Source organism: Desulfospira joergensenii DSM 10085 (genome assembly GCF_000420085.1).
In the GTDB taxonomy this organism is placed as follows: domain Bacteria; phylum Desulfobacterota; class Desulfobacteria; order Desulfobacterales; family Desulfobacteraceae; genus Desulfospira; species Desulfospira joergensenii.
Genome location: NZ_ATUG01000001.1, coordinates 2,311,801 through 2,337,478 on the forward strand (window position 1 = coordinate 2,311,801; position 25,678 = coordinate 2,337,478).

17 protein-coding genes are annotated in these 25,678 nt (G+C 53.1%); 7 read left to right on the forward strand and 10 right to left on the reverse strand.

The window, feature by feature from the left end; genetic code table 11:
• Positions 1-67: 67 nt before the first annotated feature.
• Entirely contained in the window at positions 68-673 is a 606-nt protein-coding gene (locus F608_RS0111680) for an FmdE family protein (protein WP_022665826.1), read from the forward strand.
• A gap of 233 nt (positions 674-906) precedes the next feature.
• On the opposite strand, the gene glnE is transcribed toward F608_RS0111680, so the two are convergent.
• From glnE to F608_RS0111735, 9 genes are all read right to left on the reverse strand, one after another.
• Positions 907-3,828: a bifunctional [glutamate--ammonia ligase]-adenylyl-L-tyrosine phosphorylase/[glutamate--ammonia-ligase] adenylyltransferase gene (gene glnE, locus F608_RS0111685; RefSeq protein WP_022665827.1), complete on the reverse strand. Its 2,922-nt coding sequence runs from the start codon at positions 3,826-3,828 to the stop codon at positions 907-909.
• A gap of 99 nt (positions 3,829-3,927) precedes the next feature.
• The gene (locus tag F608_RS31605; RefSeq protein WP_051148527.1) at positions 3,928-4,275 is read right to left on the reverse strand and encodes a hypothetical protein; all 348 of its coding nucleotides are present in this window, start codon (positions 4,273-4,275) and stop codon (positions 3,928-3,930) included.
• 263 nt (positions 4,276-4,538) lie between these two features.
• Positions 4,539-6,323, reverse strand: coding sequence for a hypothetical protein (locus tag F608_RS0111700; RefSeq protein ID WP_022665830.1), 1,785 nt, complete (start codon positions 6,321-6,323; stop codon positions 4,539-4,541).
• Positions 6,320-6,937, reverse strand: a complete 618-nt coding sequence (locus F608_RS0111705; RefSeq protein ID WP_022665831.1) for a GTP-binding protein — start codon at positions 6,935-6,937, stop codon at positions 6,320-6,322. The genes F608_RS0111700 and F608_RS0111705 overlap by 4 nt, the downstream gene beginning before the upstream one ends.
• 51 nt (positions 6,938-6,988) lie before the next feature.
• The gene (locus tag F608_RS0111710) at positions 6,989-7,375 is read right to left on the reverse strand and encodes a roadblock/LC7 domain-containing protein (protein ID WP_022665832.1); all 387 of its coding nucleotides are present in this window, start codon (positions 7,373-7,375) and stop codon (positions 6,989-6,991) included.
• A gap of 82 nt (positions 7,376-7,457) precedes the next feature.
• Positions 7,458-8,285, reverse strand: a complete 828-nt coding sequence (locus tag F608_RS0111715) for a phosphate/phosphite/phosphonate ABC transporter substrate-binding protein (RefSeq protein WP_027362684.1) — start codon at positions 8,283-8,285, stop codon at positions 7,458-7,460.
• Between the two features lie 49 nt (positions 8,286-8,334).
• A complete protein-coding gene (locus F608_RS0111720) occupies positions 8,335-9,153 on the reverse strand; it encodes a phosphate/phosphite/phosphonate ABC transporter substrate-binding protein (RefSeq protein ID WP_161626849.1) in 819 nt (272 codons plus the stop codon).
• A 35-nt stretch (positions 9,154-9,188) separates the two neighbouring features.
• Entirely contained in the window at positions 9,189-10,244 is a 1,056-nt protein-coding gene (locus F608_RS0111725; RefSeq protein ID WP_022665835.1) for a HAMP domain-containing protein, read from the reverse strand.
• A gap of 342 nt (positions 10,245-10,586) precedes the next feature.
• Positions 10,587-11,780, reverse strand: coding sequence for a DUF4388 domain-containing protein (locus F608_RS0111735; protein WP_022665837.1), 1,194 nt, complete (start codon positions 11,778-11,780; stop codon positions 10,587-10,589).
• Positions 11,781-12,304: 524 nt separating this feature from the next.
• On the opposite strand from F608_RS0111735, the gene carA reads away from it, so the two are divergent.
• From carA to F608_RS0111755, 4 genes are read left to right on the forward strand one after another with little or no spacing between them, the layout of a single operon-like run.
• On the forward strand, positions 12,305-13,447 hold the full coding sequence (gene carA / locus F608_RS0111740) for a glutamine-hydrolyzing carbamoyl-phosphate synthase small subunit (RefSeq protein ID WP_022665838.1): 1,143 nt from the start codon (positions 12,305-12,307) through the stop codon (positions 13,445-13,447).
• Positions 13,434-16,658 (forward strand): carbamoyl-phosphate synthase large subunit, encoded by a 3,225-nt coding sequence (gene carB, locus F608_RS0111745; protein ID WP_022665839.1) that lies wholly within the window; start codon positions 13,434-13,436, stop codon positions 16,656-16,658. The genes carA and carB overlap by 14 nt, the downstream gene beginning before the upstream one ends.
• Entirely contained in the window at positions 16,651-18,081 is a 1,431-nt protein-coding gene (gene purF, locus F608_RS0111750; protein WP_022665840.1) for an amidophosphoribosyltransferase, read from the forward strand. Before carB ends, purF begins: the two co-directional genes overlap by 8 nt.
• Positions 18,082-18,110: 29 nt before the next feature.
• A complete protein-coding gene (locus F608_RS0111755; RefSeq protein WP_022665841.1) occupies positions 18,111-19,106 on the forward strand; it encodes a radical SAM protein in 996 nt (331 codons plus the stop codon).
• Positions 19,107-19,119: 13 nt separating this feature from the next.
• On the opposite strand, the gene fliD is transcribed toward F608_RS0111755, so the two are convergent.
• On the reverse strand, positions 19,120-21,180 hold the full coding sequence (fliD, locus tag F608_RS0111760; protein WP_022665842.1) for a flagellar filament capping protein FliD: 2,061 nt from the start codon (positions 21,178-21,180) through the stop codon (positions 19,120-19,122).
• 595 nt (positions 21,181-21,775) lie between these two features.
• Here fliD and F608_RS0111765 point away from each other — a divergent pair.
• Entirely contained in the window at positions 21,776-22,891 is a 1,116-nt protein-coding gene (locus F608_RS0111765; protein ID WP_022665843.1) for a FlgD immunoglobulin-like domain containing protein, read from the forward strand.
• Positions 22,892-22,945: 54 nt separating this feature from the next.
• Entirely contained in the window at positions 22,946-25,675 is a 2,730-nt protein-coding gene (locus tag F608_RS0111770; protein ID WP_022665844.1) for a flagellar hook-basal body complex protein, read from the forward strand.
• Positions 25,676-25,678 lie beyond the last annotated feature (3 nt).

Below are 25,678 nucleotides of genomic sequence, written 5' to 3' on the forward strand. Positions count from 1 at the left end.
TCTGTCCGGGAATCCGAGCCTAGTCAGAGGATCAGAGAATTTCCGGACATCAAAAGGAGAATAATCAATGAACGCTCAAACCATTATGGAAACAAAAGAGTTTAAAAAATGTGAAGACTTCCACGGCCATGTCTGCCCGGGATTGTCCATCGGATTTCGTGCGGCCAGGGAAGGCATGAAACGCCTCAGGGAAACCCGGGCCGCGGACGAGGAAATGGTGGCAGTCGTGGAAACCGATGCCTGCAGTGCCGATGCTGTCCAGGTCCTGACCGGATGCACCTTTGGAAAAGGGAATTTTATCTACAAGGATTACGGGAAAATGGCGCTGACCCTTTTCAGCCGGAACACGGGAGAGGGAGTCAGACTGGCGTTAAAACATGGCGCTCTTGACCTGGACCCGGAACACCGGGAACTCCTCCAGAAGGTCGTTGCCGGTCAGGCTTCGGAAGAAGAGCAGAGCCGGTTTGACCAGCTTCACCTCCGGCGGAGCCGGGATATCCTGGAGCTGGACCTGGAATCCCTGTTCCAGGTCCAATCCGTATCCCTTCCTGTACCGGAAAAAGCCAAGGTCGAGCCGTCCCAAGCCTGCGCCCAATGCGGGGAGCCGGTCATGCCCTCTAAAATGGAACCCAGGGGAAGTGAAAAGATCTGCCGGGGCTGCGCCCGGGATTAAGAATTCCGCCCTGGTTTTACTTCCGGACGTCTCTCCGGGGGACTGAGACACGACTCAGGGAGGAGCATAGGTCTTTGCGGACTGGATTCCTTCGGGCGGCAGGACAATCCGGGAAAAGGGATCCCTCCTCGGAGAAAATCATGGATGATTTTCGAGAATGAACGCAAAACCTTTGCTCCTCACGGCATGAATCGGAATGGTAATTTGAGAACAGCCATAATCGAATCTTACAGTTAGTCCGGATCCGGCCCCAGGTACTTCTGATAGATCTGCCGGACCGCGGCGGCCAAACCGCTGAAATCACCGTCCGGGATTATGGGCTTTTCCTCCTGGAGGATCATGCGGTGGATCCTCTTGCGCATGGTTACATAGGCTTCCTGGAGGATCTGGCTTTCCTCCCCGGTGATGATTCCCTCCAGGCTCAGGCTCTCCAGAAGACGGATATTGTCGGTCCAGACCGTGATGTCGGGATGGACATGGGCATGCCTCAGGATCAGGTACTGGACCAGGAACTCGATATCGACGATGCCGCCCCGGTCCTGCTTGAGGTCAAACATCCCCGGCGCAGGTTTGAGTCTTTCCTTTCTCATCCGCTCCCGCATCTGCCCCACTTCCCGGCGCAGGTCCTGTTCCGGCCGGGGAATGCACAGGACAGACTCCCGGATCTTTTCAAACTCCCGGATCAGGCTGCTGTCCCCGGTAATGGGCCGGGCCCGGATCAGGGCCTGGTGCTCCCAGGTCCAGGCTTCGGTGTTGAGATACTCTTCAAAGGCGTTAATGTGGGAAACGATGGTGCCTGAGCTCCCGCCGGGCCTCAGGCGCATGTCGGCCCCGTAAAGGGTTCCGGCAGGGGTGTGCATGGTCAGGATATGGATGATCCTCTGGCCCAGGTTGGAATAAAAGAGAACGTCTTCGATGGACCGCTTCCCGCCCCGGGTCATGCCGGATTCTCCCCGGTAGAGAAAGACCAGATCGAGATCCGACTTATACCCCATTTCAAGGCCCCCTGCCTTTCCATAGGCCAGGATGGCGAATCCGCATTGATCCGGATCGGCCCCGTCAATATCCGGCGGAAGCCCGTATTTTGATGCCACCACCTCCCAGGCCATCCTCAGAACCCGGGCCAGGATGGTTTCCGCAATATAGGTTAAATGATCGCTGACCTTCATGAGGGGATAGCCCCCGCTTACATCGGCCGCAGCCACCCTCAGGGTGTTGACCTGGCGGAAGATGTTCAGCTCCTCTAATCGGTACTCCAGGTCATCGGAGGGGAGCTTTGCCATCCTGGCCTCTATTTCATCTTCCAGGGCCTTCTTCTTGGGAGGGGAGTAGAGGGTGGCCGGGTGCATGAGTTCGTCCAGGAGCACCGGATGGTTGCTCAAGAAATTGACGATCCAGGGGCTTTTGCTGGCCAGGGCAATGAGGGTCTCCAGAGCCCCCTTGTTTTCCAGGAGAAGGGAAAGGTAGCAGGTTCTGCGCTCAACTGTGATGACCAGGTCGATGAGCCGGCCCAGAATGGATCCGGCCTCATTTTCCCGGCCGGCCTTTTTTACCAGCATGGGCACCAGCCGGGCCAGTTTTTTCCGGCCGTTTTCCGTGAGCCTCCGGGTGTTGGGATGGACGGCAAGACTGCGCAGATGGGCAAGGATCCTTTCCGGGTCCTTGTATCCGGCGATCTCAACGGCATCGGCCGTGAACTGAGGATCATTGACATTGAGCCAGACATCTTTAAGATCCCGGCTTTCCACATCTTCTTTCTCCTCCTCCCCGGTGACCAGGAGCTGGGAAAAGTGGTGGTGGACCCGATTCATAACCCGGGTCAATTCCCGGTTAAATCCATTAAAATCCTTAAACCCCATGGAAAGGGCCAGGATAAGCCGCTGATCCGGATGTTCCGGGATGTCATGGGTCTGCCGGTCCTGGTATTCCTGGAGTCTATTCTCCACCCGGCGCAGAAAAATATAGGAGCCTTTGAGTTCATCCCTTGTCCCGGCCTGGATGCATTTCAAGGAAAGAAGAAGATCCAGGACCTTGAGGACTTTCCTCTCCTGGAGCCCGGGTTCCACCCCTCCCCGGATGAGCTGGAAGAGCTGGGCAAAGAACTCGATTTCCCGGATGCCGCCGGCCCCCAGCTTGATGTTGTTTTTCAGCCGTGCGCTTTTCACCTGGAGGGAAATCCGGTGCTTCATGTCCCTGAAGGAGTCAAAGGAGCCGTAATCAAAATACCGCCTGTAGATAAAGGCGTTTAAATTTTTTAAAAGGCGGTATCCTTCATCCAGATCTCCGGCAACGGGCCGGGCCTTGATCATGGCATACCGTTCCCACTCCCTGCCGTGGGCCTGGTAATACTCTTCAAAGACTGAAGCGCTCATGACAATGGGGCCGCTGTCCCCAAAGGGACGAAGCCTGGTGTCCACCCTGAAGAAATTCACCCCGCTTTTGGCGGCAAACAGGTTCACAAATTTACGGCCAAGCCGGGTGAAAAATTCATCATTGGAGATTCCGTCCCTGCCGGATTCATCTTTAACAAATCCCTCTTCTGGATAGACAAAAATCAGGTCGATATCAGATGAGAAGTTCAACTCCCCAGCCCCCAGTTTTCCCATGCCCAGGACCATGAGCTGCTGGGACCGTCCCTGGCCGTCCCTGGGGGTTCCAAAGGTCTGGCATAACTGCCTGTAAAGGCTATCCAGGCCCTGGGAGATACAGGCAGTTGCAAGGGTTGACAGGTCTGCCATGGTTTCATCCAGGCCGGCCAGGTCATTGAGGTCCCTCCAGGCAATGCGGAGGGTCTCGTAGAGTTTGAACCGGACCATTACCTCCCGGATTCCCCCGGGGTCGCAGGGGGCCAGTTTCTTTTCCAGGCGTGCGGCATGGGTCTTGTCCGAATAGGTCTTGCCAAGGTCATTGGAAACTGCAAGTTCATGAAAAAGACCGGGTTCACGGATCATCTGTTCTGCCGCAAACTCACTGAAAAGCATGACCCGGACAAGATAGGGGATCAAATCCCGCACCCGGTCTTCTTTCATGTTGAGCCCGCTTTTTTCAAAGCTTTCCGCGAAGCGGTCCAGCCGGTTTTGGAGAAGGGAGAAGAGGACGGGGTCAAGGCCGGGAAAAACCGGATCAATCATCTGGGAGTTCGTCTGTGGAAACATGGGCCTGCCTGGTATCTACGGGGTTGTCGTTTATGGCCAGAATAGTATGCCCGGAAGGATTTGGCAAGGCTTCCCGATGTTTGCCGGGAAATAAGGGAATCAGGCCAGACCCGGGAAGGGATCCCGGCTGTCAAGACTTTCAGAATCAATTTCCAGGCCAATGGTATAATGGTCCCTAAATCCCGAGGACTTGTTAACGTACTTGATCCGAGTTTTGCGAATATCTGCGGGCACAGACTTGTCCAGGCAGTAGTACTTCATTTTCAGCTCGTCCCCTTGTTTCAGATTCTCCAGGGCTTTTGAGCCTTTTTTGAAGACGGCGAACCAGTCTCCGGATGATTCTTTTCTCAGCTTGAACTGAAAGAGAGTCCTGGATTCCTTGAGTTGAAACTCCGCACAAAAGTAGTCTTTACTGCCTTCTCCGTTTCTATGGGTCTGTTTTCGCATGATCTTTTTCCTGTCTGCCGGCACCCGATCCACCATGAGGGCAGGTCTTTTTGATGTTTATAACCATAAAATACCGATGTTAGGAGGTATCTAGGTTTTTGTTCAGATTTGATTGGAACAGATCGATGACGCTCCATTCTGGATCCATTCCAATCAGACCGGGAACCGGCTTGAAAAAGAAAGGGGTAACTTTGATTGGGAAATCTTCCGGCCCTGAGGAATTGCAATGGCCGGTTTCTCCCCGCAATCTCCACAAAACCAGATCATTTTTTCCCGGGAAAAAGTGCGGATTTCAACTTTTTCCAAACCCCCGGAGGCCGGCGTCTGTCCAAGGAAACCGGCAGAATCTTATCCTCTGCCACGACAGGTTCATCCGGATGATCCGGGTCTTCCGATTCTTCCAGTTCACTCAGCTCCTCCAGCTCCTCCAGCTCCTCCGCTTCCTCCGCTTCCTCCGGTTCTTCCGGTTCTTCCGGAGCAAGAGCCTGCCGGGTGAAGCGGAACAGAACATCTATCAGCAGAACCTTATCAGGATCTTCCCGCCACAGATCTTGAAGCATGAAAAGATCCTCCTCCACGGTCGTCGCCATCTCTTGTCCCGGAATCAGATCCCGGCTTTCTGCCAGGGCCTTTAGCCGCTTGATGGCCTCCTCGACGGGATCCTCGCCTTCCGGAAAGAAAATCAGGGGTTCCACAACATCCCCGAGGACCGGTATTGATTCTTTTTCATGGACTAAAATCCCGGAATCTCCTTTTTCCCCTGGGTCGAAACCCGGGGTCTCTTCCACTTCCCGGAAGATGATAAAGGTCTCCGGATCATCTTCTTGGACCGAAAGGGGCTCGGCTTCATCTGCAGCGATCAAAGGGGTCTCGTTTTCGCCTGGGCCTGCAACAGAAGGATTCCCCACATCCTCCTGGCTGAAAAAGTCATCCAGCCGGCTTCTGATTTCCGGTATGGGGTCTGTATCCCTCCGCTGGGGAATAAAATTTTTAAACCCTTTTTCCTTTAGATCCTCTTCTGCCAGGCTGTCCATATTCTTCCCCACGGCCTGATCTTCTCCGTGAACACCTGACAAATGGATGAAATCCAGCATTTTATCTGCCGGGCTCTCTTTGATGCTGAAAAGATCTCCCATGATATCCTGATTTTCCGGTTGTTCCCTTTCCCGGACTTTGGGGGATCCGGGTTGGGAATCTTCTGGCCGGGAGGGGGAACCGGCCTCTTCTTGGGATGAAGTTTCCAGCAGGACCACCTTTTGATCCGAATGGGTACGGGAGGTCTTCACGTGGGAGAGTGCCGGCCGGACCGCCGGAGTTTCTGCCGAATCGGCTGAATCTGTGGCCTCCTTCCCTGTATTGGCTAACTTCTTTTTAAAATCAATAAAGGCGGCGACGTCCCGCTCAATCAGCCGCTTTTTCTCCTGGAAGGGCATGCCCGGAGTCTGAACGACCCGTTCAAAATCCGCAAAAACCGAATGAAGAAAAAAGATGGCGTCTTGATGGGCCAAAGCCTTTTTAGAAGCAATATACCTCCCAAGGCTGTTTATGATTTTCAAAAAAGAATATGGGATTTTACTCGATTTGAACTTTGACATCAGCCGGGTGGTTACTTTATCGAAATCTTCCAATGTTGCATTTGAAATTTCCCAGTCAATGGCAAGAATCACCTCTTTTAAATCCTGCATTTCAATTGCGCTGATCAGGGGAAGGGAGGTGATTTTGGCCTTCAATGCTCTATAGGTGCGGCTCGATTCTGCCAGAATCCCGGCGGCCTGATCTTTATCCAGGTCCGGTTCACAGGCCAATTTTTCAAGATCTTCGGTAATGGCCTTGAGTACGGAAAAAGTATCTTCATGGACATTTTTTTTCCGGGTGCCAAGGTATCGGCCAAGGGACCGCATCATCTCTATGATGGAAGTCATTGCAGCATTGTCCGGGTGCCGGGCTTTGATCAATGAAAGCTGATCTTCAAATGCATCAACATTTTCATCTTCGATCCGGGATTCCATGGAAGCAATGACCTGTTTGAGTTCAGTTAGCGGATTCAAAAAACCTCCTTAAAAAGCTGATTCTGAACAGATGCCAGGGTTACGGAAATAATTTCTTTCAAAGTGGGGATCACGTTGCCTCCGCTCAAAGCACTGGCTTCAAAGGCAGGGGCTTTCAACTGGCCGTTGAGGTCTGCCTGCATGGTCTCGGTTGACAGGACCGGAATCTTGGCTTTTTTCAGATCCACCTTGTTATACTGCATCACCAGGGGCACCTCAAAAAGGTCCAGGCTATAGGAATCCAGGTTCTCATAAAGCTGGTTAAGGGATTCGATATTTTTTATGCGCTGCTCCTTTTGGACATCTGCGACAAAAACAATGCCGTCCACCCCCCTGAGCACCAGCTTCCGGGTTGCGTTATACTTTACCTGCCCCGGAACGGTGTAGAGCTGAATCGTCACGTCAAACCCTTTTATGGGCCCTACATCAAATGGGAGAAAGTCAAAAAAAAGGGTCCGGTCGTCATGGGTTTTAAGACTGACCATCTCTGTCTTGATCTGATCCCGGTAGGCCTGGTTAATATATTCGAGGTTGGTTGTCTTTCCGCCTCTTCCCGGGCCGTAATAAACGATTTTGATCTGAACTTCTTTGGTTTTAATATTGATGAGCGCCAAATTCGCCCTCCCCAGGCCACCCGCATCCGGATGGCCTGATTTTTATGAAAACTATCCCTTGGCCAGGATCTTGCTGATCCGGCCGACAGTCTCAGCTACTTTGAGTCTTACCAGCCCCAATGATATGTCTTTGTTGAACATGGCAATCAAAAGGGTATCATCTGTTACTTTGCTGAAATGAATGCTTAATTTCTTGCCCTTGTGAAACAACAGGGAGAACTCAGATTCACCGACCAGCTTTGCCATTGCGTCAACAGCCGCGAAGTTGCCGGCGGCCAGGGCGGTAAAGGAGGTGGAGTCCAGACGGGTTTTCCCGTTGTCGTGTTTGGCAATGGCGTTTCCGCCCATATCCATATATATGACATGATCCAGTCCGGCTTCCATGAGATGGGATTGAATTGCATTGTCGATATAGTCAAGCTGTTCCTGGGTTAACATGGCCGATTCCTAACATAGATTCAAAGGTTGTCCGATATAATTCCTGTTTCCAATCCCGTTCCTTCCCGTGCCCCTGTGAGCACTATAAAAGATTACGGATGATGTCGTACTCCTGGTCCCTGGCCGGTTTAAATCCGGTAACATTCATGGCCTTGAGTACTTTTGAATTTTGATCCAGCGACAGCAGTGCCGATTTGATATCCGCTTTTACCCCATCCGGCAGGGAGCGCTTTACCGAGACCGCCCAGTTGGGCAGCCAGGCACAGGGGGTCATGACCACAATACTTCCCGGCTGGATATAGAAATCTGCCATATGGAGGGCAGACTCCCTTATAAAACCCGCATCTGCATCACCAATACTCACGGAGATGATGACGTTTTCCTGTTTATTATTGGACGCCTCTTCCAGTTCGCAGTCTTTTTCAACCGAAACTCCGTTTTCCGCCAGGAAGAGCTTCTGGGAGAGGAATCCCCCGGCCGAGGTCTTACCCACGATCATGATCTTTTTATGCTTCAGATCTCCCAGGGAGTGGATATCCGAGTCCGGCCGGGTGATGATAATTCCCCTAAACCGGTTTCCGCCCTCTCCTTTTACGGCCATAACCAGGACTTCATGGGTCTTGGACACCTTTGTATACACCAGGGGATTTTCATATCCGATTTCAATCTCACCGCTTTTCAAACGGTTTTCATATTCCGTAAAATCCGTGGTCAGGACAGGGCTGACCGTTGCCCCGGTTTCCTGGGAAATATATTCTGCCAGGGGGGCAATCATGGCCCTGATTTTTTTGGGGTAATACCTTGGCAGCATGGACATCTTATACATGCCTCCGGCCATGGATCCGCCGGGAAAAACAAGACTCCAGCAGAGCAGCATTAAAAAACAAAAATATGGAAAAATTCTATTCATGGTAATCTCTAAGTGATTTCGGGTTGTGGTCTTATTTTGCAAAGGCAGGTCAATTCAGCCCGGCTGCCCTCCGAATCGCGTCATAATCTTCATCGAAAGCATACTTGAAGTGATTGATCTTTAAGGCCTTTATTGCGGCATGGGTGGTTTGCAGATCCAGGAGTGCCGACGCTATCTTTTCTTTAAGCGAATCCGGCAGGGACCTGCTCAGGGAAAGCGTCCAGTTGGGAAGCCAGGCGCACCTGCTGATGACCTGTATCTGTGAAACCGAGATATAGGTATCGGTCTGGTGCAGGGCAGATTCCCGAATGAATCCGGCATCTGCATCACCCGTATAAACCGCCAGGATGACGTTCTCCTGTTTGTTGTCTGTGGCTTCGGTGATATCCATATCGGTTTCAACGTTGATTCCCTGGTTCATCAGGGATAGTTTTTGGGACAGATACCCGCCGGCAGAGGTGTAGCCGGCAATGGAAATTTTCTTGCCCCTCAGATCGGCCAGGGTCGACAGCCCGGAATCTTTTCTGGAAATGACGACCCCCCGGAATCTGTCTATGTCTTTTCCCTTTAAGGCACTGGCAACGGCCTCATGGGCATCTGACACCAGGGCATACATATAGGGACTCTCATATCCAATTTCGATGGAACCATTTTTCAACTGTTTTTCATACTGGCTGAAATCACTTAGGATGACGACTTCAATGGTATGCCCTGTTTCTTGCCCCAGGTATTCGGCCAAAGGGGTGATCCGCCGGTAGATTTCCTCGGGAGAATACCGGGGCTGCATGGACAGTTGATAGGTTTCAGCCCATACCGGACCGGAAAAGGCAATGGTCAGAATGAGCCATAACAAAGGTATTAAGCGCATGTTCTCTTCTCCTTGTGCAAGATTGAGTGCCCTAATCATTGCTGCATCAGCCGATCCATGGCCGTGTTGATGGAAAACCGCATCCGTTCCAGTGAGTCGGCCAGGTCTTGGATTTCTCCTCCCCCTTTGATTTCAATGGGATGGTCCATTTCTCCGATGCTGATTTTTTCGGCAGCCTGGGTAAGCTTCCGGATGGGCAGGGAAATGGACCGGGCAACCAGATAGAAGCAAAGGCTTCCTCCCAGTACGATTGCCGCCAAAAGGGCCAGAAGGGGCATCAGACTTTTTTGAACCGCCTTTTCCACATCTGCCGTAAACACGCCGACATGAACCTCTCCGCCGGTCTCCCCAATGGCCACAGCCACGTCATGGATTTTTTGTCCTCCCACAATGAAGTTTAGAACACTTTTTTCCGAACCCGTTGGGATTCTGTTCCGGGAGGAGATCTGTTTTGGGAATCCGCTGTTTTCAATATTTGCCCGGAAATCCGAGTCAAAAAGAGTTTTATTCCCTAGGATGCCGGCAATCACTATCCCCCGGCTGTTCAGGACCGACACATAGGCCACATGGGGAAGTTTTGCATTGTTTACCGCAGTTTGATTCACCAGCAGATAATTCTTTGTCAGGAGCGGCTGCAGGATTGCCCCGCTGAAGGATTGGGCAATGGAATAGGTCCGCAGACTGATCTGGTCCTGCATCATTGAAGGAACATAGGTCATGTATAGAAAACTAAGCCCTCCCCCTGTGATCAGGATGAATGCCAGGAACAGAAACAATAATTTTTTTCCGATGGTCAGAGTGCCGGACCTTTGATTTCTGGTTGCCGGCGGGTTCTCTTTTTCCCGGCCCACGGAAGAGGCGGGCTCCTCCCGATTCTCCATTGGATCGGAATTTGGGATGTTTCCGGCAGGTTCCTTTGTCCGGGTTGATGTTTCCCCTTGCCCGGTTTCCCGTTCGTCTGCCTCAATCCCCGGCTTTGCCACTTCAATGATGGCTTTGCAGTTGGGACAGGCCCCGCGCATCAGATCCTTGGTGAGCTGGGTCTCATCAACCTCCAGCATCTTCTGACATTCTTTACACTGAACAATCATGGTAACTTCTCCCCGGCACATCCCACGCATGAATAGGATTTGGCCTTGTAACATATAGATGTGTATTCTTGGTGCAAGGCTCTTTTTTCGGATGAGGTCTTTCTGTTATGCTGATGTCTATCGTCTCTGTTCATTGGGTCTCCATATTATATTCAAGGGTAAATCCTTTCCTTGGGTCATTCTTTTTTTTTATCATATCCAGGTACCTGCCTCCGGCTCCGGGCGGCACAAAACCAATCGCCCATAGAGGAAATATCAACATCATGGTGTTATTTCCCCGCACAAAATCGGCATATTTAACTATTCCAACCCGGATATAAGCACCGGCAATGCCCGGGCCATTTACTCAGATTTGCCCCCTTTGGTTTTAAAAACCTGGTCGACAAGATCTGTGGCCTCTGCCATTTGCCAGGAAACAGATTCCCGGGGGGGAGCCGAATCTCTTTCTTTTGACCGGAGTGAAATCATCTTCATATAAATCTGCTTCTTATCGGGATCATTGATTCCCCGGACCACGATTTCAATCAGGGCGGGGAGGGATGATTCCGATGGATCCTCTACTCTTATCCATTCCCGGACAGCATCCCGGAAAAGGATCTTGGCCATGGGTCCGGCTGTTTTATACAGGGCTGCCTGCATCTCCTGAAGTCTCTCTGACAAAGGGCCTCTGGAAAGCATTTCTTCTATTTTGTCCCCGGATATATCCCCTCTGCCCGCCCTGCCCGGTACGGCCGGAGGGCGGGAACCCTCCCTGTTGTCGATTCTTTTGGGGTCCCGGGCATCCGGTGCATTGGAACCCGGAGCACCCAGTTTCCCAAGTCCCGAAGGATCATGTCCGGATCCGGGCGGAATCTTTTCCGGGACCTTGCCAACGGATTCATCCATCATCCGGTGGCTTTCCATTAAAAGATGCATCAGGGGAAGGTTGATCTCCCTGCGGTCTGCCCGGCATCCCGCAGTAAGCTTTATATTGGGGTCGCCCCATTCCATAATCCTATAAAAAGCTTGTTTGCCGTTCAGTTCTCCGGTCCGGGCTCCAATGACCTCTCCATTCATAAAAAAGATCTTGCCCTGGTCTGTCTCGGTTTGGATACTGAGGGTGCATGTCTTTTGCTCAAGGCTCATAAGCTGAAGAAAAGAGGATAGGGCCACGCCGTGAATGCTGCTCTGGGGGGGCTGTTTTGTTCCCTGAAAGATCAAATCAACAAGAGCCTCCGTCTCTACCGGCCTGTTCAGGCAATGGGAGATACCAAGGGTTTTTAAATGTTGGACCACCTGGTCTGAAAAATGATCTGCAATCACTATAATCTGGGTTTCTGGGCTCTGTTTTTTCACATGGGAGACCAGCTTAAACCCATCCGTCTCCGGGGGGTCTACGCCGGTGATGAGAACGTCAATCTGCCGGGATCCGACAAGCTTGACAGCCATTGCCGCACTCTTCTCCAAAAAGACCCGGAATCCGTCATGGGACCGGAATTCAGCTGCCAGCCCGTCACGCGTTTCATCATTGCCGTCAACGATTAATATCTTTTTCATCACAGGTCATTTTTTAAACTAGGTTAATTTACCAAAAGGGTTCATCCTTCCCTGGAACCGGAAGGGCTATCCCCGCCCAAAATCCAATGAAGCCCTGCAAACGTTTAATTTATCTTTTCATAAGCATAGCAAGACATGTGCCAATAGCAAAACATGTGCCAAACCCATACTTCCGGATCTATTTTTTACCTTGGAAAGGTTTTCTCTTGAATTGCCGGGTACGATGTGAAATTCCTCTCTTGTTTTTGCCGGGCCGGACAGGCTTTCAATCGTTCATAAAAAAGGAAAAAAGTGAAGGTTCCCTAAAACAGAACAAATCATGGGAGAGGAGAATTTAATTTTCTTTGATTTTATCGGTTTTATCGAAATTCCATAAAAATTCCAGGCAAATACCGTCTTGCTAAATCCCCTCATTTTATGATATTGAGGGAGGTTCATTATAAAAGGGGTAAACATATAAGTATGGGAGTCCGGGGAATGCCCGGAAGTCCATGACATATAAAATTGAACAGGTGTGAGTTAACATGAAAGCATTATTAGCCCTGGAAGACGGCAGGACTTTTCCCTGCAGGAGTTTCACAGGACCGGGAGAAGCCGGCGGAGAGGTGGTTTTTAACACCAGCATGACCGGATACCAGGAAATTCTGACCGATCCCTCCTATTCCGGCCAGATGGTCACCATGACCTATCCTTTGATCGGAAATTACGGGGTCTGTCCCGAAGATGTTGAATCGGACCGGATCCAGGTGGCAGCCTTTATCATTAAGGAGTACCAGGACTTTCCCTCCAATTTCAGATCCAGGGGCACCCTGGCCGACTACCTGATAAAAGGCCATATTCTAGGGATCGAAGACCTGGACACCCGGGCCCTGACCCGGCATATCCGTAAATCCGGAGCCCTGCGGGGCGTGATCTCCACATCGGATCTGGATCCCGCTTCCCTGGTGGAAAAAGCAAAAGCCGTCCCCCCAATGGAAGGCGCAGACCTGGTGGGCAAGGTGACCTGCAAAAAGCCCTATTTCTGGAAGTACAACCAGCCCGAGTACTTCAGTGCAGACAAACTCAAAGATCCCCTGATCTGGCATTTTCGGGGGAAAAAGCACTCTGTGGTGGCCCTGGATTTCGGCATAAAGTATAATATCATCCGCTGCCTGGAAAGGGCCGGGTGCGAGGTTCTGGTGGTTCCGGCCGGGACAGATGCAGAGACCATAAAGGCCTTAAAGCCCGAGGGAATTTTCCTGTCCAACGGACCCGGAGACCCGGAACCCCTGACCTATGCCGTGGATACCATTAAACAGCTTCTCGGAATTGCCCCCATTTTCGGCATCTGCCTGGGAATGCAGCTTCTAGGGTTAGCCATGGGGGGCAAAACCCTGAAGATCAAATTCGGCCACCGGGGAGGAAACCAGCCCGTGAAAAACCTGGATACCGGCCGTGTGGAGATCACCTCCCAGAACCACGGATTTGCCGTGGACTTAAATACCCTGGACAAAGAAAACTCAATCCTCACCCACATCAACCTGAATGAGGATTCCCTGGAAGGCCTGAAAAACGACGAAGTCCGGGCCTTTGCCGTCCAATACCATCCCGAAGCTTCCCCCGGCCCCCATGATGCGGCCTATCTTTTTAACCAGTTTGCAAAAGTGATTGAACATGCCAAAGCGTAACGATATCCACAAGATCCTGATCATCGGGGCAGGACCCATCATCATCAGCCAGGCCTGCGAATTCGACTATTCCGGCACCCAGGCCTGCAAGGCCCTGAAGGAAGAAGGATTTGAGGTGGTCCTGATTAACTCCAACCCGGCAACGATCATGACCGATCCGGAAACAGCCGACCGGGTCTATATCGAGCCGGTCACCCCCGAGGCCCTGTGCAAGATCATTGAAAAGGAAAAACCCGATGCCCTGCTGCCCACCCTGGGGGGCCAGACCGCCCTGAACACGGCCCTGGAAACGGCGAAGACCGGGATATTGGAAAAGTACAATATCGAGATGATCGGGGCCTCTGTTGAAGCCATCAACAAGGCCGAGGACCGGGAGCTTTTCCGGGATGCCATGAAAAAGATCGGCCTCCGGATTCCCAAGAGCGGGTTTGCCACCAATATGCATGAGGTGGAAGAGGTCTCCCGCCGCATTGGATTTCCCATCATCGTGCGGCCCAGTTTTACCCTGGGAGGAACCGGGGGCGGGGTTGCCTATAACCCGGAAGAACTGGCCCGGCTCTCCAAGGCAGGGCTGGATGCCAGCCTCATCACCCAGGTCATGCTGGAGGAGTCTGTCCTGGGCTGGAAAGAGTATGAACTGGAGGTCATGCGGGACCATGCCGACAACGTGGTCATCATCTGCTCCATTGAAAACATTGATGCCATGGGGGTTCACACCGGGGATTCCATTACCGTGGCCCCGGCCCAGACCCTGTCGGACAAGGAATACCAGAACCTGCGGGATGCTTCCATCGCCATTATCCGGGAGATCGGCGTGGACACAGGGGGCTCCAATGTTCAGTTTGCCGTAAATCCCGACAACGGGGACATCATCGTGGTGGAGATGAACCCCAGGGTCTCCCGGAGTTCGGCCCTGGCCTCCAAGGCCACGGGCTTTCCCATTGCCAAGATAGCCGCCAAACTGGCCGTGGGATACACCCTGGACGAGATCCCCAACGATATCACCGGCGAAACCATGGCCTGTTTTGAACCCTCCATCGACTATTGCGTGATCAAGATCCCCAGGTGGACCTTTGAAAAATTCCCCGAAGCCGAGGATATCCTGACCACGGCCATGAAGTCCGTGGGGGAAACCATGTCCATCGGCCGGACGTTTAAGGAATCCTTTCAAAAGGGCCTGCGCTCCCTGGAAATCGGCCGGGCCGGATTCGGGGCCGACGGCAAGGACCCGGAGCCCGGAAGCGTTTCCGGAAATGAACTGGAATACAAACTCTCCACACCCAATTCCCAGCGGATCTTCTATATCAAATACGCCCTGGAGCACGGCATGCCCATTACCATGCTCCACGAGATGACCGCCATTGACCCCTGGTTTCTCCACCAGATGAAGCAGATCGTTGACCTGGAAAAACAGATCCGCCTGGCCGGCAAGGACCTGCCAAAAGATCTTTTTGAAAAGGCCAAGAAGTACGGGTTCTCGGACAAGCAGCTGGCCTTTCTCACCGGGCTCACCGACAAGCAGGTGGAAAAAACCCGCAAGGACTTGGGAATCGTGCCGGTCTACAAGCTGGTGGACACCTGTGCCGCCGAATTCCGGGCCGCCACCCCTTATTATTACTCCACCTATGAGACCGAATGTGAGGCCCGGGTATCTGACAGGAAAAAGGTCATCATCCTGGGGGGCGGACCCAACCGCATCGGCCAGGGGATTGAATTTGACTATTGCTGCGTCCATGCCTCCTTTGCCCTGAGAGAAGAGGGGGTGGAGTCCATCATGGTCAACTCCAACCCGGAAACCGTTTCCACGGACTATGACACCTCGGACAAACTCTACTTCGAGCCCCTGACCCGGGAGGACGTTCTCCACATCGTTGAAAAGGAAAATCCCCATGGGGTCATTGTCCAGTTCGGGGGCCAGACCCCGCTGAATCTGGCCACGGACCTTCAGAAGGCCGGGGTTCCCATCATCGGGACCAGCCCGGAGAGCATTGACCGGGCCGAGGACCGGGACCTTTTCCAGGAAATGCTCAACAAGTTGAATCTGCGCCAGCCCGAAAACGGGATCGCCTTTTCCTATGAAGAGGCCAGGGCCGTTGCCCGGGATATCGGATATCCGGTCATGGTCAGACCCTCCTTTGTCCTCGGGGGAAGGGCCATGAAGATCGTCTATGATGAGGCCGACCTGGAGGAGTACTTTGACCTGGCCGTCCAGGCCTCCCCGGACAAGCCCGTACTCATTGACAAGTTCCTGGAAGAGGCTTTTGAACTGGATGTGGACGCCATTTCCGACGGGGAGACCACCATTATCGGCGGCATGATGGAGCATATTGAAGAAGCCGGAATCCACTCCGGCGACTCTGCCTGTGTCCTGCCCCCCTACTCCATTGCCCAGGAGCACATCGACGAGATGGCCGATGCGGCCCGGGCCATTGCAAAGGAGCTGAACGTAAAAGGGCTGATGAACATCCAGTTCGGCATCATGAACGACACGGTCTACATCATAGAGGTCAACCCCAGGGCTTCAAGAACCATCCCCTTTGTGTCCAAGGCCATCGGCGTCCCCCTGGCCAAGCTGGCCACCAAAATCATGCTGGGCAAAACCCTGAAGGAGCTGGGATTCACCCGGGAGGTCATTCCCCCCTATTTTTGCGTCAAGGAGGCGGTCATGCCCTTTGACCGCTTTGACCACGTGGACCCGGTTCTGGGGCCGGAGATGAAATCCACAGGCGAGGTCATGGGCATTGACGAGGACCTGGGGGCAGCCGTGGCCAAGGCCCAGTTTGCCGCCGGCCAGAAGCTGCCCAAGGAGGGCACCGTGTTCATCTCGGTCCAGGACAAGGACAAGGAAGCGGCCCTGCCCGTTGCCCGGAACTTCCATGAAATGGGATTTACCATCATGGCCACCCGGGGAACGGCCATGTTCCTGGAAGAGAACAATGTCCCGGCAAAGCGGATCAAAAAGGTCTCTTCGGGCCGCCCCCACGTGGTGGATGCGGTAAAAAACAAGGAGATCCAGCTCATTCTGAATACCGGATCCTCCAGCCAGACCCAGCGGGACGGCTATGAGATCCGGAGGGCGGCCATCAAGTATAAGATTCCCTATTCCACCACCACCGACGGAACCCGGGCCATCTGCAGTGCCATCCAGGCCATGAAAAAGAAAACCCTTTCCGTAAAACCCATCCAGGAGTATCACAAGGAAAATGTGTAATTTATCCTCAATAGAAACAGAGCGGCCCAGGGACGAATGCGGGGTCTTTGGTCTTTACAAACATCCCGAGGCAGCCAAGATCACCTATTTCGGTCTCTATGCCCTCCAGCACCGGGGCCAGGAAAGTGCAGGCATCTCGGTGAACCGGGGAATTAACGACAAGATCTTCTCCCACAAGGGCATGGGCCTGGTGCCGGAGATCTTCAATATAGACGACCTGGAGCGCATCGAAGGGGGATCGGCCATCGGTCATGTGAGATACTCCACCACCGGGGATTCCGTTCTGGCCAATGCCCAGCCCTTTCTGGTCAATCACCGCCACCGCTCCTATGCCCTGGCCCACAACGGAAACCTGGTCAACGCCCATATCCTGAGGGAAGAACTGGAAGCCCAGGGCTCCATCTTCCAGACCACCATGGACTCGGAGGTCTTTCTTCATCTCTTTATCAAAAACCTGATCAAAGGAGACTATGAAAACGCCATTTTAAAGGCCGTCTCCAAGATCGAGGGGGCCTACTCCATGATCCTGCTCACCTGCAAGGGAGAGATCATCGGCATGAAAGACCCCAACGGATTCAGGCCCCTGGCCCTGGGCAAGCTCAACGGCCACTATGTCCTGGCCTCGGAAACCTGCGCCTTTGATTTGATCCAGGCCGAGTTCATCCGGGAACTCGACCCGGGGGAGATCGTCATCATCAACGAAGACGGGATTCGAAGCATCCGCCACCCCAAGGCGGCCGAGCATAAATCCCTTTGTATCTTCGAGTATATCTACTTTGCCCGGCCCGACTCCACCATTGACGGCAAAAATGTCTATGAGATGAGAAAGGCCCACGGCCGGCGCCTGGCACGGGAATCCCACGTGGATGCGGACCTGGTCATGCCCTTCCCGGATTCGGGCAACTACGCGGCCATCGGCTATGCCGAGGAATCGGGAATTCCCTTTGAAATGGGCATGATCCGGAACCACTATGTGGGCCGCAGCTTTATCCAGCCCACCCAGTCCATGCGGGATTTTGCGGTCCGGGTCAAGCTTAACCCGGTCCGGGAACTCATCAAAGGCAAGGACATCATTATTATCGAAGACTCCATCATCCGGGGAACCACGGCCAAGACGAGGGTCAGGGCCCTGCGGGAGCTGGGGGTGAAAAAGGTCCACATGCGCATCTCCTGCCCGCCCCATAAGTTTCCCTGCTACTACGGCATTGATTTCTCTTCCAAGGGAGAGCTGATCGCCGCCAGCATGCCCCTGGACGATCTCAGGGAGTACCTGGGCCTGGACTCTCTGCAATACCTGTCCATTGAGGGGATGATGGAAGCCTCGGGGGTTGAAAATCCCGAACAGAACTTCTGCAAGGCCTGTTTTGACGGCAATTACCCGGTCCCCTTTGATCCCAACTTCACCAAGCAGTGCATGGGATAATCGACTCTTGCAAAGATAAGGCAAATCAGATGCAAAAGAAAACCGTGGCCTTTTCCCGGGACGCATCCAACCTGTTTTTTCACATCCTCACCCAATGCAACCTGTCCTGCTCCCACTGCTATATCAACCGGAGCCAGCACGGGAAAAAAAGGCTGGATATCGAAACCATCCGGGAGTGGCTCCGGCTGTTCGCCTCGAAAAACCAAAATACCAATGTCATCTTCCTGGGGGGGGAACCCACCCTGCACCCGGACCTTTCCCTGGCCGTGAAAGAGGCCCGGCGGTTACGGTTCAACTCCGTCACCATTGATACCAACGGCTTTCTTTTCCACGATATCCTGGACAAAATCAACCCGGAAGAACTCGATTTTTTAAGCTTTTCCCTGGACGGGGCCACAAAAGAGACCAACGATCGCATAAGGGGAAAGGGCAGCTTTGATGCCGTGATGACGGGGATTGAAAAGGCCGTGAAAAAGAATTTTTCCTGCTCCATGATCTATACGGTTTCGGAAAAAAACATCCACGAACTGAGGCATATGGTAGGTCTGGTCAAAGACCTGGGACTGGAACGCTTTTTCATCCAGGTCATCGGCCTGAGGGGGGAGTCGGGAAATGACAAAACCCCGGGCCAGGTCACAAAGGAAACCTGGCTGGACATCATCCCAAAGGTGGCGGAAACCATTGCCGGATACGGGGTCAGGGTTACCTATCCCAAAGTGTTTCTGGAGCCTGGAGAAGAGTTTCTCTGTGCGGGGAATGTGGCCAAAAACTATTTTGTCTTTCCCAACGGCCGGGTCTATCAATGCCCGATCTGCGAGGATCATCCCCTCCATTCCTACACCATCGTTGACAACCGGCTTGAGCCGAATCCGCCCGTCACAGAGCGGGAATTGTTCAACCTTACCATCCCCGAGGGATGCGTCATGAACAAGCTGATCCAGCCCGGCAACCTGGCCTATGATTCCCGGGGAAACCCCATCCACAAAATCGCCTGCTGCATGCTCAAGGAAGAGGTTTCACCCTGATCCGGAATCCGGGTTAGTCATCGCCACCATCGGAAGACAGCATCTGCTCTATGTAAGAACGAGTGGACTCGATCTGCGCAAGATAGCTGTCCAGAGCCGTATACTCTGCAGTCATGATCTCGTACTTTTTTTCCAGGCGCTCTGCCTGGGTTGTATAAGAATTTTTCAGGCGGCTGATCTTTTCGGCTATCACATCGATTTCCGTATCGATATAGCCGTCAGACAGAGCATAGTTTCCGATCTTTTCATTGAGGATATCGGCCAGGCCGGTTACCGTGTCCGTCCCCAGGAGCAGGGTCTGGACCTCTTCAAAATCTTCCGACAGCCGCTGGCTCAATATGTTTTCGTCCAAGGTGATGCTGCCGTCATCGTTGAACTCAACTCCCAGGTCCAGGAGGCTCGTGAAGCTGCCGCCGGTATCCGCCGTGGCGCTGAACAGGGTCTTGAGGGACTGCTTCAGGGTCTTTGCCGTGGAGCTCCGGGCCAGGGTGCCCCAGGTCCCCTCATCTTCGTTATAGTCATCGTTTTCATCAATCTCGGCAATCAGATTGTTATAGGTCTCGACCAGGCTCTTGATCTGATCTTCCACGCTGCTGGTGCTGGCACCGATACTGATGGTGGTCACTCCCGTGGAGTACAGAGACAGGGTCACCCCTTCAATGATGTCGGTCAGGCTTGTGTTGTCCTGGCGCTGGTAGGAATTGCCGCCGACCGTTATCTCGGCATTGAGGGAAGAATCTGCCGGGGTGAGTTCCATATTTTCGGAAAATCCCAGGACAGAAGCAGCGGTGCTGTCCGTGTCCCCCCAGTTGACGGAAAGTCCTTCCAATGTTCCGGCTTCATGGATGCCCATCTTTCCGGTATCCGAGTCAATGTAGACCTTATAATCCTTTCCTTCACCCTTGAGCTTGGATTCGTTTTCCAGGGCAAGTTCAACGGCCCGGGCCAGTTCCTCCGCACTTGAATAGCTTCCCTCTTCGATGGTGGCGGTCAGCTCACTCCCGTATCCGTCTCCGGTATCTTCCTGAAAGACAACGGCATTGTTGGTTGCGTCAATGGTGACAGGGGAGTCAAAGGAGATGGAGTCATCCCCTGTCATGGTATAGCCTTTCCCCTCTTTTTCTTTCAGGTCCAGACCGGGAGGTTCGCTGACCATGATGATCCGGGAATCCTCTCCCGTGTCCTTGGACGTCAGGACCATCTGATAGGGGTTGTCCCCGGTGCCGGTATCAATAATGGTGGCGGTGACCCCTGGGTTGTCCTCATCCTCGCTGATCCTTTTGACCAGTCCTTCCAGGGTGGTCTCGGCCGGGACGGAAATGGTGTAGACCTCACCGTCCTCCCCCAGCTTAAAAGAGAGTTCGGAAACCTCCGCAGCAAACCCGATATCAGACCCGGATACACTGACCCGGTTCCCCTCCCCGGTTTCCCCGGAAGCCGCCTCAATCCGGATACGGGTTTTTCCCTCCTTGTCCGTATAGGTCGAGGCCGTGACCAGGGGATTTCCTCCATTATCCTGGTTGGCGGCGCTATAATTGACGGCAGAAACCAAATCCGCCGCAGTCATTCCCCCGGCTGTCCCGGTAATGATAAAGACTTCAGGATCATCTTCAAGACCATATGAAACCTCCATGGTCTCCCCTTGTGCCAGGACAATGTCCGTACCGGTAAAGCCTTGGGTGGACTCCACAACCGTGGGCACGTAGACACTGGCCGATGAAGAGGACACCCCTTCGGAGATATAGGAACTTGCCGTGGCCAGACGGCTGGTAGTAACCCGGTAGGACCCGGTTGCGGTGCCGTCCTGGGCCGTGGCCTTTGCAATGTCCGAGTCTGAAACCGTAACAGACCGGTATAGATAATTGGAAGACAGGGAAAGACCTAAAGAGGTTGTTTTCATGGAGAGCAGCTGGTTGAGTACGGAGTTGAGCTGGTCCTTTATTGCTGTCTGGTCTTCGATTTCATCCAGCTTCAGGCCGTTTATTGACTCATCCGCCTCCCGCTGGACATCCAGCATCCCCTGAAGATCCAGGGATGATCCCAATCCTAAAGAAGTAATTGATCCGGTTGACATGGGAATGTCTCCTTAAAAAATTTTCCGGCAATTTCTGCCGGGTGCTTTGGACTCCATATCGAGTGTTTTCCAAAATGGCTTTAGACCGGAGAATACCCTAAAGAGCATATTTATCAAGGGATTGATTCTGAAATCAACCCGGGATTGCCGACCATTTCCTCTCGGAAGAAAAACCAAGTTGGTGAGATTTTATCTGTAAAAATCATCCTGAACCCAGGACCCGGGTTCCCGGGAATCAATACCTTGTTCAAAATAAAAGATAGGTAAATTTTTCCGTTTTAACTTCTGCCTTGTCCATTGATAAAACAGGAATTTCTAATTTTTATCACACCAAAGTGTCATAAGGTTGGTTATCAAAACTAGAACAAAGCCGTTTTTTCTAGTTTTTCGGTCCGTTCTTTGGGAAAGAGGTTTTATTTCACCCCATGGAATTGCCCGCGAAGATCCAGCCAAACCCAATCCGATGATACAAACCCGGCCTATCCGGGATTAACTCCCATGCAGGATTTCAGGGGCACCTTTATTGATACGATTTAAGTAAGCAAACCGGGGTTTTGAACCGGGAAGAACCATAAACAATTAAATAGGAGGAGACATGTCTACCTCATCCGTTGGGAATGCAGCGCTGGAGTCCCTTATTGCCCAATATACCGCTTATGAGAAAGAAGACACAAACGCCAATGACGAGATCGGGTCCGAAGACTTTCTAACCCTGCTGGTGGCCCAGCTTGAGAATCAGAACCCCCTGGATCCGGCCGATACCAGTCAGTTTACCGACCAGCTGGCCCAGTTTACACAGGTGGAGCAACTGATCAATCTGAATGGAAAGATGGATGAAATGCTCAAGACGGCCGCTGACTCCGACTCCGCTACCAATGCCACGGACTATGTCGGTATGCAGGTAACGGCCATTGCCAATACCATGACCGTAGAGGACGGCAGTGTCACCTCGGGATTTTACACCCTGTCCAAACCGGCTGATGTGGTTGTTGTGATCCAGGATGAAAACGGCAATACAGTGAAGACCCTGGAGGAAGGACAGCAGGAGGCCGGATCCTATCTCATCGCCTGGGACGGCACCGATGCCAACGGAGACGCGGTTGATGAAGGCACCTACACCTATACGGTTATGGCCAATGCCGGATCCGGCTATGAAAAGGTTACCTCCACCATCACGGGTACGGTGAATTCGGTGGTTTACCAGAACGGCAAGCCCTATCTGGTGGTGGGCGGAGTGCTGCTTGACCCCTCGTCCGTTACCAGCGTAACGGAACCCGAGAACTCTTCCGACGATGATGCCACCTCCATTATGGACTACCTGGGTAGAACCGTGAGTTCCAACTACCCTATTGTCCGGGTAGCTGAGGGTCAGATCAATGGAGGGGACTTAAATTTCCACCTGGAAACCTCGGAGGCGGTTACCATTACGATTTACAATGCCAACAACGAGGTCGTGGCCACCATTGAGGTGGATGAGGCGGATACCACGACCGGGGATAACACGGTCCCATGGGATGCGACCTCAGATACCGGCTATGGAGTTTCTGACGGGCTTTACTACTATACGGTGAAGACCGCCAGCGGTTCCTACGCCACAACACCCATATCCGGGGAAGTCACCGCCATTCAGATCGTAAACGGCGTGCAGTACCTGGAACTGGGGGAATCCGGCCGCCTGGTCTCTCTGTCCACGGTTACATCTGTCCGATAATCTTCAGCATTGCCGTTACCATGAATTTATTTCATAAACCATAAGGAGTACATCATGTCTCTATCCGGTTCCCTTTACACTGGCACCAGCGGCCTGGGCAATATGAGCAAAGCCCTCCAGGTCACCAGTAACAATATTTCAAACATCAATACGGTCGGGTTTAAAAAAGGGAATACCACCTTTGCCGACACCCTTTACCGGACCATCGGGACCCAGGCCGGTGCGGCCCAGGTTGGACTGGGCATGTCCGTGGAAAACGTCACCCAGAACTTTTCAGACGGTTCCCCTCAAACAACAGGAAACGCCACGGACCTGGCCATCGGCGGGGACGGCTTTTTCATTGTCTCCCAGGTAGGTTCGGATGAGACCTATTATACCCGTGCCGGCAATTTTTTCTTTAACGAGAGCGGCGCTCTGGTCAACTCAGGAGGATACGTGCTCCAGGGGTGGAACGTGGATGAAGAAGGGGACTCGATCGGCGCCATCACCGATCTCATATTAACCGAATTCACCAGCTCGCCGGAAAAGACCAAGGAGATGACTGTTATCACCAATCTGGACTCGGATGCAAACGCCAATCCTTCAGTCCTGTCCAATAAATATGAGTACAAAGCCGGGGAGACCACCACGGTTACATCGGATACCTACGAACACGCGTGCCCGGTAACGGTCTATGACTCCCTGGGATCTGCCCATGAAGTCACCGTCTATTACGATAAAAAATCGGGCACCACCTGGGAGTACATCATCGTATGCGACCCGGAAGAGGACAACCGGGCCCTGGTCCAGGGCAGTTCCTCCCAGGGACTTCTGGCCCGGGGAACCATTGAATTTTCGGAAAACTCGGGCCATATCATCAGCATGACCATGGAAGAGTTCACCGGCCGGGTGGGAAATGTTGCGACCGCCGGGAACAACACCGTGGACGACATCAACTTTGAAATCGAAGATTCGGAAGCCATGCTGGTAGACGGGTACGGCATTGAAATGACCTTTGACGGCAGTAAGTGGGTCCTTAATACGGCCGGCCTGCCGGACAATTACAAGAACGCGGAGATCATCTATTCCGATGACCAGAACATCCACCTGGTTCTGGATCCCACCAGCAGCGGCGGTACTGAAGAAGCGGACCTGAAGATCAAGCTTGACAAGAATGCCATGGCCGGGGATACCCTCAGTTTTGATGTCAACGACACCACGGATCTCCATGTCCAGGATCTTGAGGAGGTCTTCTATACCGGGGACGCCATCGGCAATACCACATATGGCATCAATGACCCCAGCATCATGACCCGGGACGCGGAAGGCCTGAGCATTATCTGGAATCCCGTGACCGAGGCCTGGTATTGGAGCAACCCGGAAGACGCAGCTGCGGCAGGCACCCTGGTGACGGACCCGTCCACCAATAATGCGGCGGCCGTCAACACCGCCCCGGCCAACATGACGATCAACAATGCCAAAGGCCTGACCATGGCGGTGGAGGATGTGGACCTGATGTACAACGCCGCCCTCGGGGCATGGGACTGGAACCAGGCCCTCAGGAAAGCCGATCTCGTGGATGAGGACAATTCATTTGACGCGGACATGACCCTGTCCGTCATCACGTCAGGGGACGAAGGGGCCGTGGCCACGACGGGTGATATTGTGCTGGAGTGGGACGGCACCCAGTGGAATGTGACCAATGACGGCGGACTCAACGTGACTGTCGTGGCCGCGGAAAGCAGCAGCACCCAGGTTCAAGTCGAAATCTGGGATACCAACGCGGCCCAGGCCTCCACCATTCAGTATACCTTTGACTCGGCCGTCACAGCCGCAGGTGAGACCGTTTCCTTTGGCATCAATCCCACCCCGCCGGCCGAATACGCCGAGGCCGATATTGTCACCACCGGGAACAACAGCGTGGCCATTGATTTTGACGGAAACGGGTCCACCGACATGACCTTTAACGTTACCTCAGGGGCCGCTGCCACCCTTGGGGGCGGGGAAACCCTGAGCTTTGACGTGGACCCGGACGTGCCCCCTGCCGAATACAGCAATGCCACTCTTTCCGGAGATAAGACAGAGGCGGTGATAGACCTGGACGGTTCCGGGGGCGAGGATGACAGGGATGACATCGTCTTTACCTTTGCAGAAGACTTATCCTCCGGCACCGACACCCATCCCCTGGATGACCGGAGCGTGATCACCTTTGACATCTCAGGCTCCAGCGTCTGGCGGGAATGCTCCACTGACGAGGCTAAGGATACCGGGTATTTTCAGTTCAGCACGGACTTCCTCGGCGGGGAATACGGTACAACGGGAACTAATATTTCCTTGAACATCGGTTCCCGTTGGGACGGCAATAACTGGGTCAATGATTCCCTTTCCACCACCCAGTACGGCGAGTCCTCCTCAACCACCTACCACGATGCGGACGGATATCCCCCCGGCGATCTGACAGGGGTGGAAGTATCATCCGACGGCACGGTGACCGGCACCTACGACAACGGTCAGCTTTTGGCTTTGTTCAATATCGCCCTGGCAGATTTTAACAATCCCAACGGCCTGAAAAGCGAAGGGGGGAATCTTTACTCGGAAACCACGGACAGCGGGTCGGCCATCACAAACTCAGCCGGGGAAAACGGGCTTGGGGAACTGAGCTCCTATACCCTTGAGATATCCAACGTGGATATCTCCGAAGAATTTGTTTCCATGATCGAGCTTCAAAACGGCTACGAGGCCAATGCAAAAGTGATCACCACCGTAGACGAGATGATGAGCACGGTAATTTCCATGAAACGATAGGGA

Bases quoted from the DNA above. Each gene is read 5' to 3' on its own strand.
- F608_RS0111710 (WP_022665832.1), bottom strand. From the start codon at position 7,375: ATGTTAACCCAGGAACAGCTTGACTATATCGACAATGCAATTCAATCC.
- F608_RS0111725 (WP_022665835.1), bottom strand. From the start codon at position 10,244: ATGATTGTTCAGTGTAAAGAATGTCAGAAGATGCTGGAGGTTGATGAG.
- F608_RS0111720 (WP_161626849.1), bottom strand. From the start codon at position 9,153: ATGCGCTTAATACCTTTGTTATGGCTCATTCTGACCATTGCCTTTTCC.
- F608_RS0111770 (WP_022665844.1), top strand. From the start codon at position 22,946: ATGTCTCTATCCGGTTCCCTTTACACTGGCACCAGCGGCCTGGGCAAT.
- carA (WP_022665838.1), top strand. From the start codon at position 12,305: ATGAAAGCATTATTAGCCCTGGAAGACGGCAGGACTTTTCCCTGCAGG.
- F608_RS31605 (WP_051148527.1), bottom strand. From the start codon at position 4,275: ATGCGAAAACAGACCCATAGAAACGGAGAAGGCAGTAAAGACTACTTT.
- purF (WP_022665840.1), top strand. From the start codon at position 16,651: ATGTGTAATTTATCCTCAATAGAAACAGAGCGGCCCAGGGACGAATGC.
- fliD (WP_022665842.1), bottom strand. From the start codon at position 21,180: ATGTCAACCGGATCAATTACTTCTTTAGGATTGGGATCATCCCTGGAT.
- F608_RS0111715 (WP_027362684.1), bottom strand. From the start codon at position 8,285: ATGAATAGAATTTTTCCATATTTTTGTTTTTTAATGCTGCTCTGCTGG.
- carB (WP_022665839.1), top strand. From the start codon at position 13,434: ATGCCAAAGCGTAACGATATCCACAAGATCCTGATCATCGGGGCAGGA.
- F608_RS0111735 (WP_022665837.1), bottom strand. From the start codon at position 11,780: ATGAAAAAGATATTAATCGTTGACGGCAATGATGAAACGCGTGACGGG.
- F608_RS0111680 (WP_022665826.1), top strand. From the start codon at position 68: ATGAACGCTCAAACCATTATGGAAACAAAAGAGTTTAAAAAATGTGAA.
- glnE (WP_022665827.1), bottom strand. From the start codon at position 3,828: ATGTTTCCACAGACGAACTCCCAGATGATTGATCCGGTTTTTCCCGGC.
- F608_RS0111765 (WP_022665843.1), top strand. From the start codon at position 21,776: ATGTCTACCTCATCCGTTGGGAATGCAGCGCTGGAGTCCCTTATTGCC.
- F608_RS0111755 (WP_022665841.1), top strand. From the start codon at position 18,111: ATGCAAAAGAAAACCGTGGCCTTTTCCCGGGACGCATCCAACCTGTTT.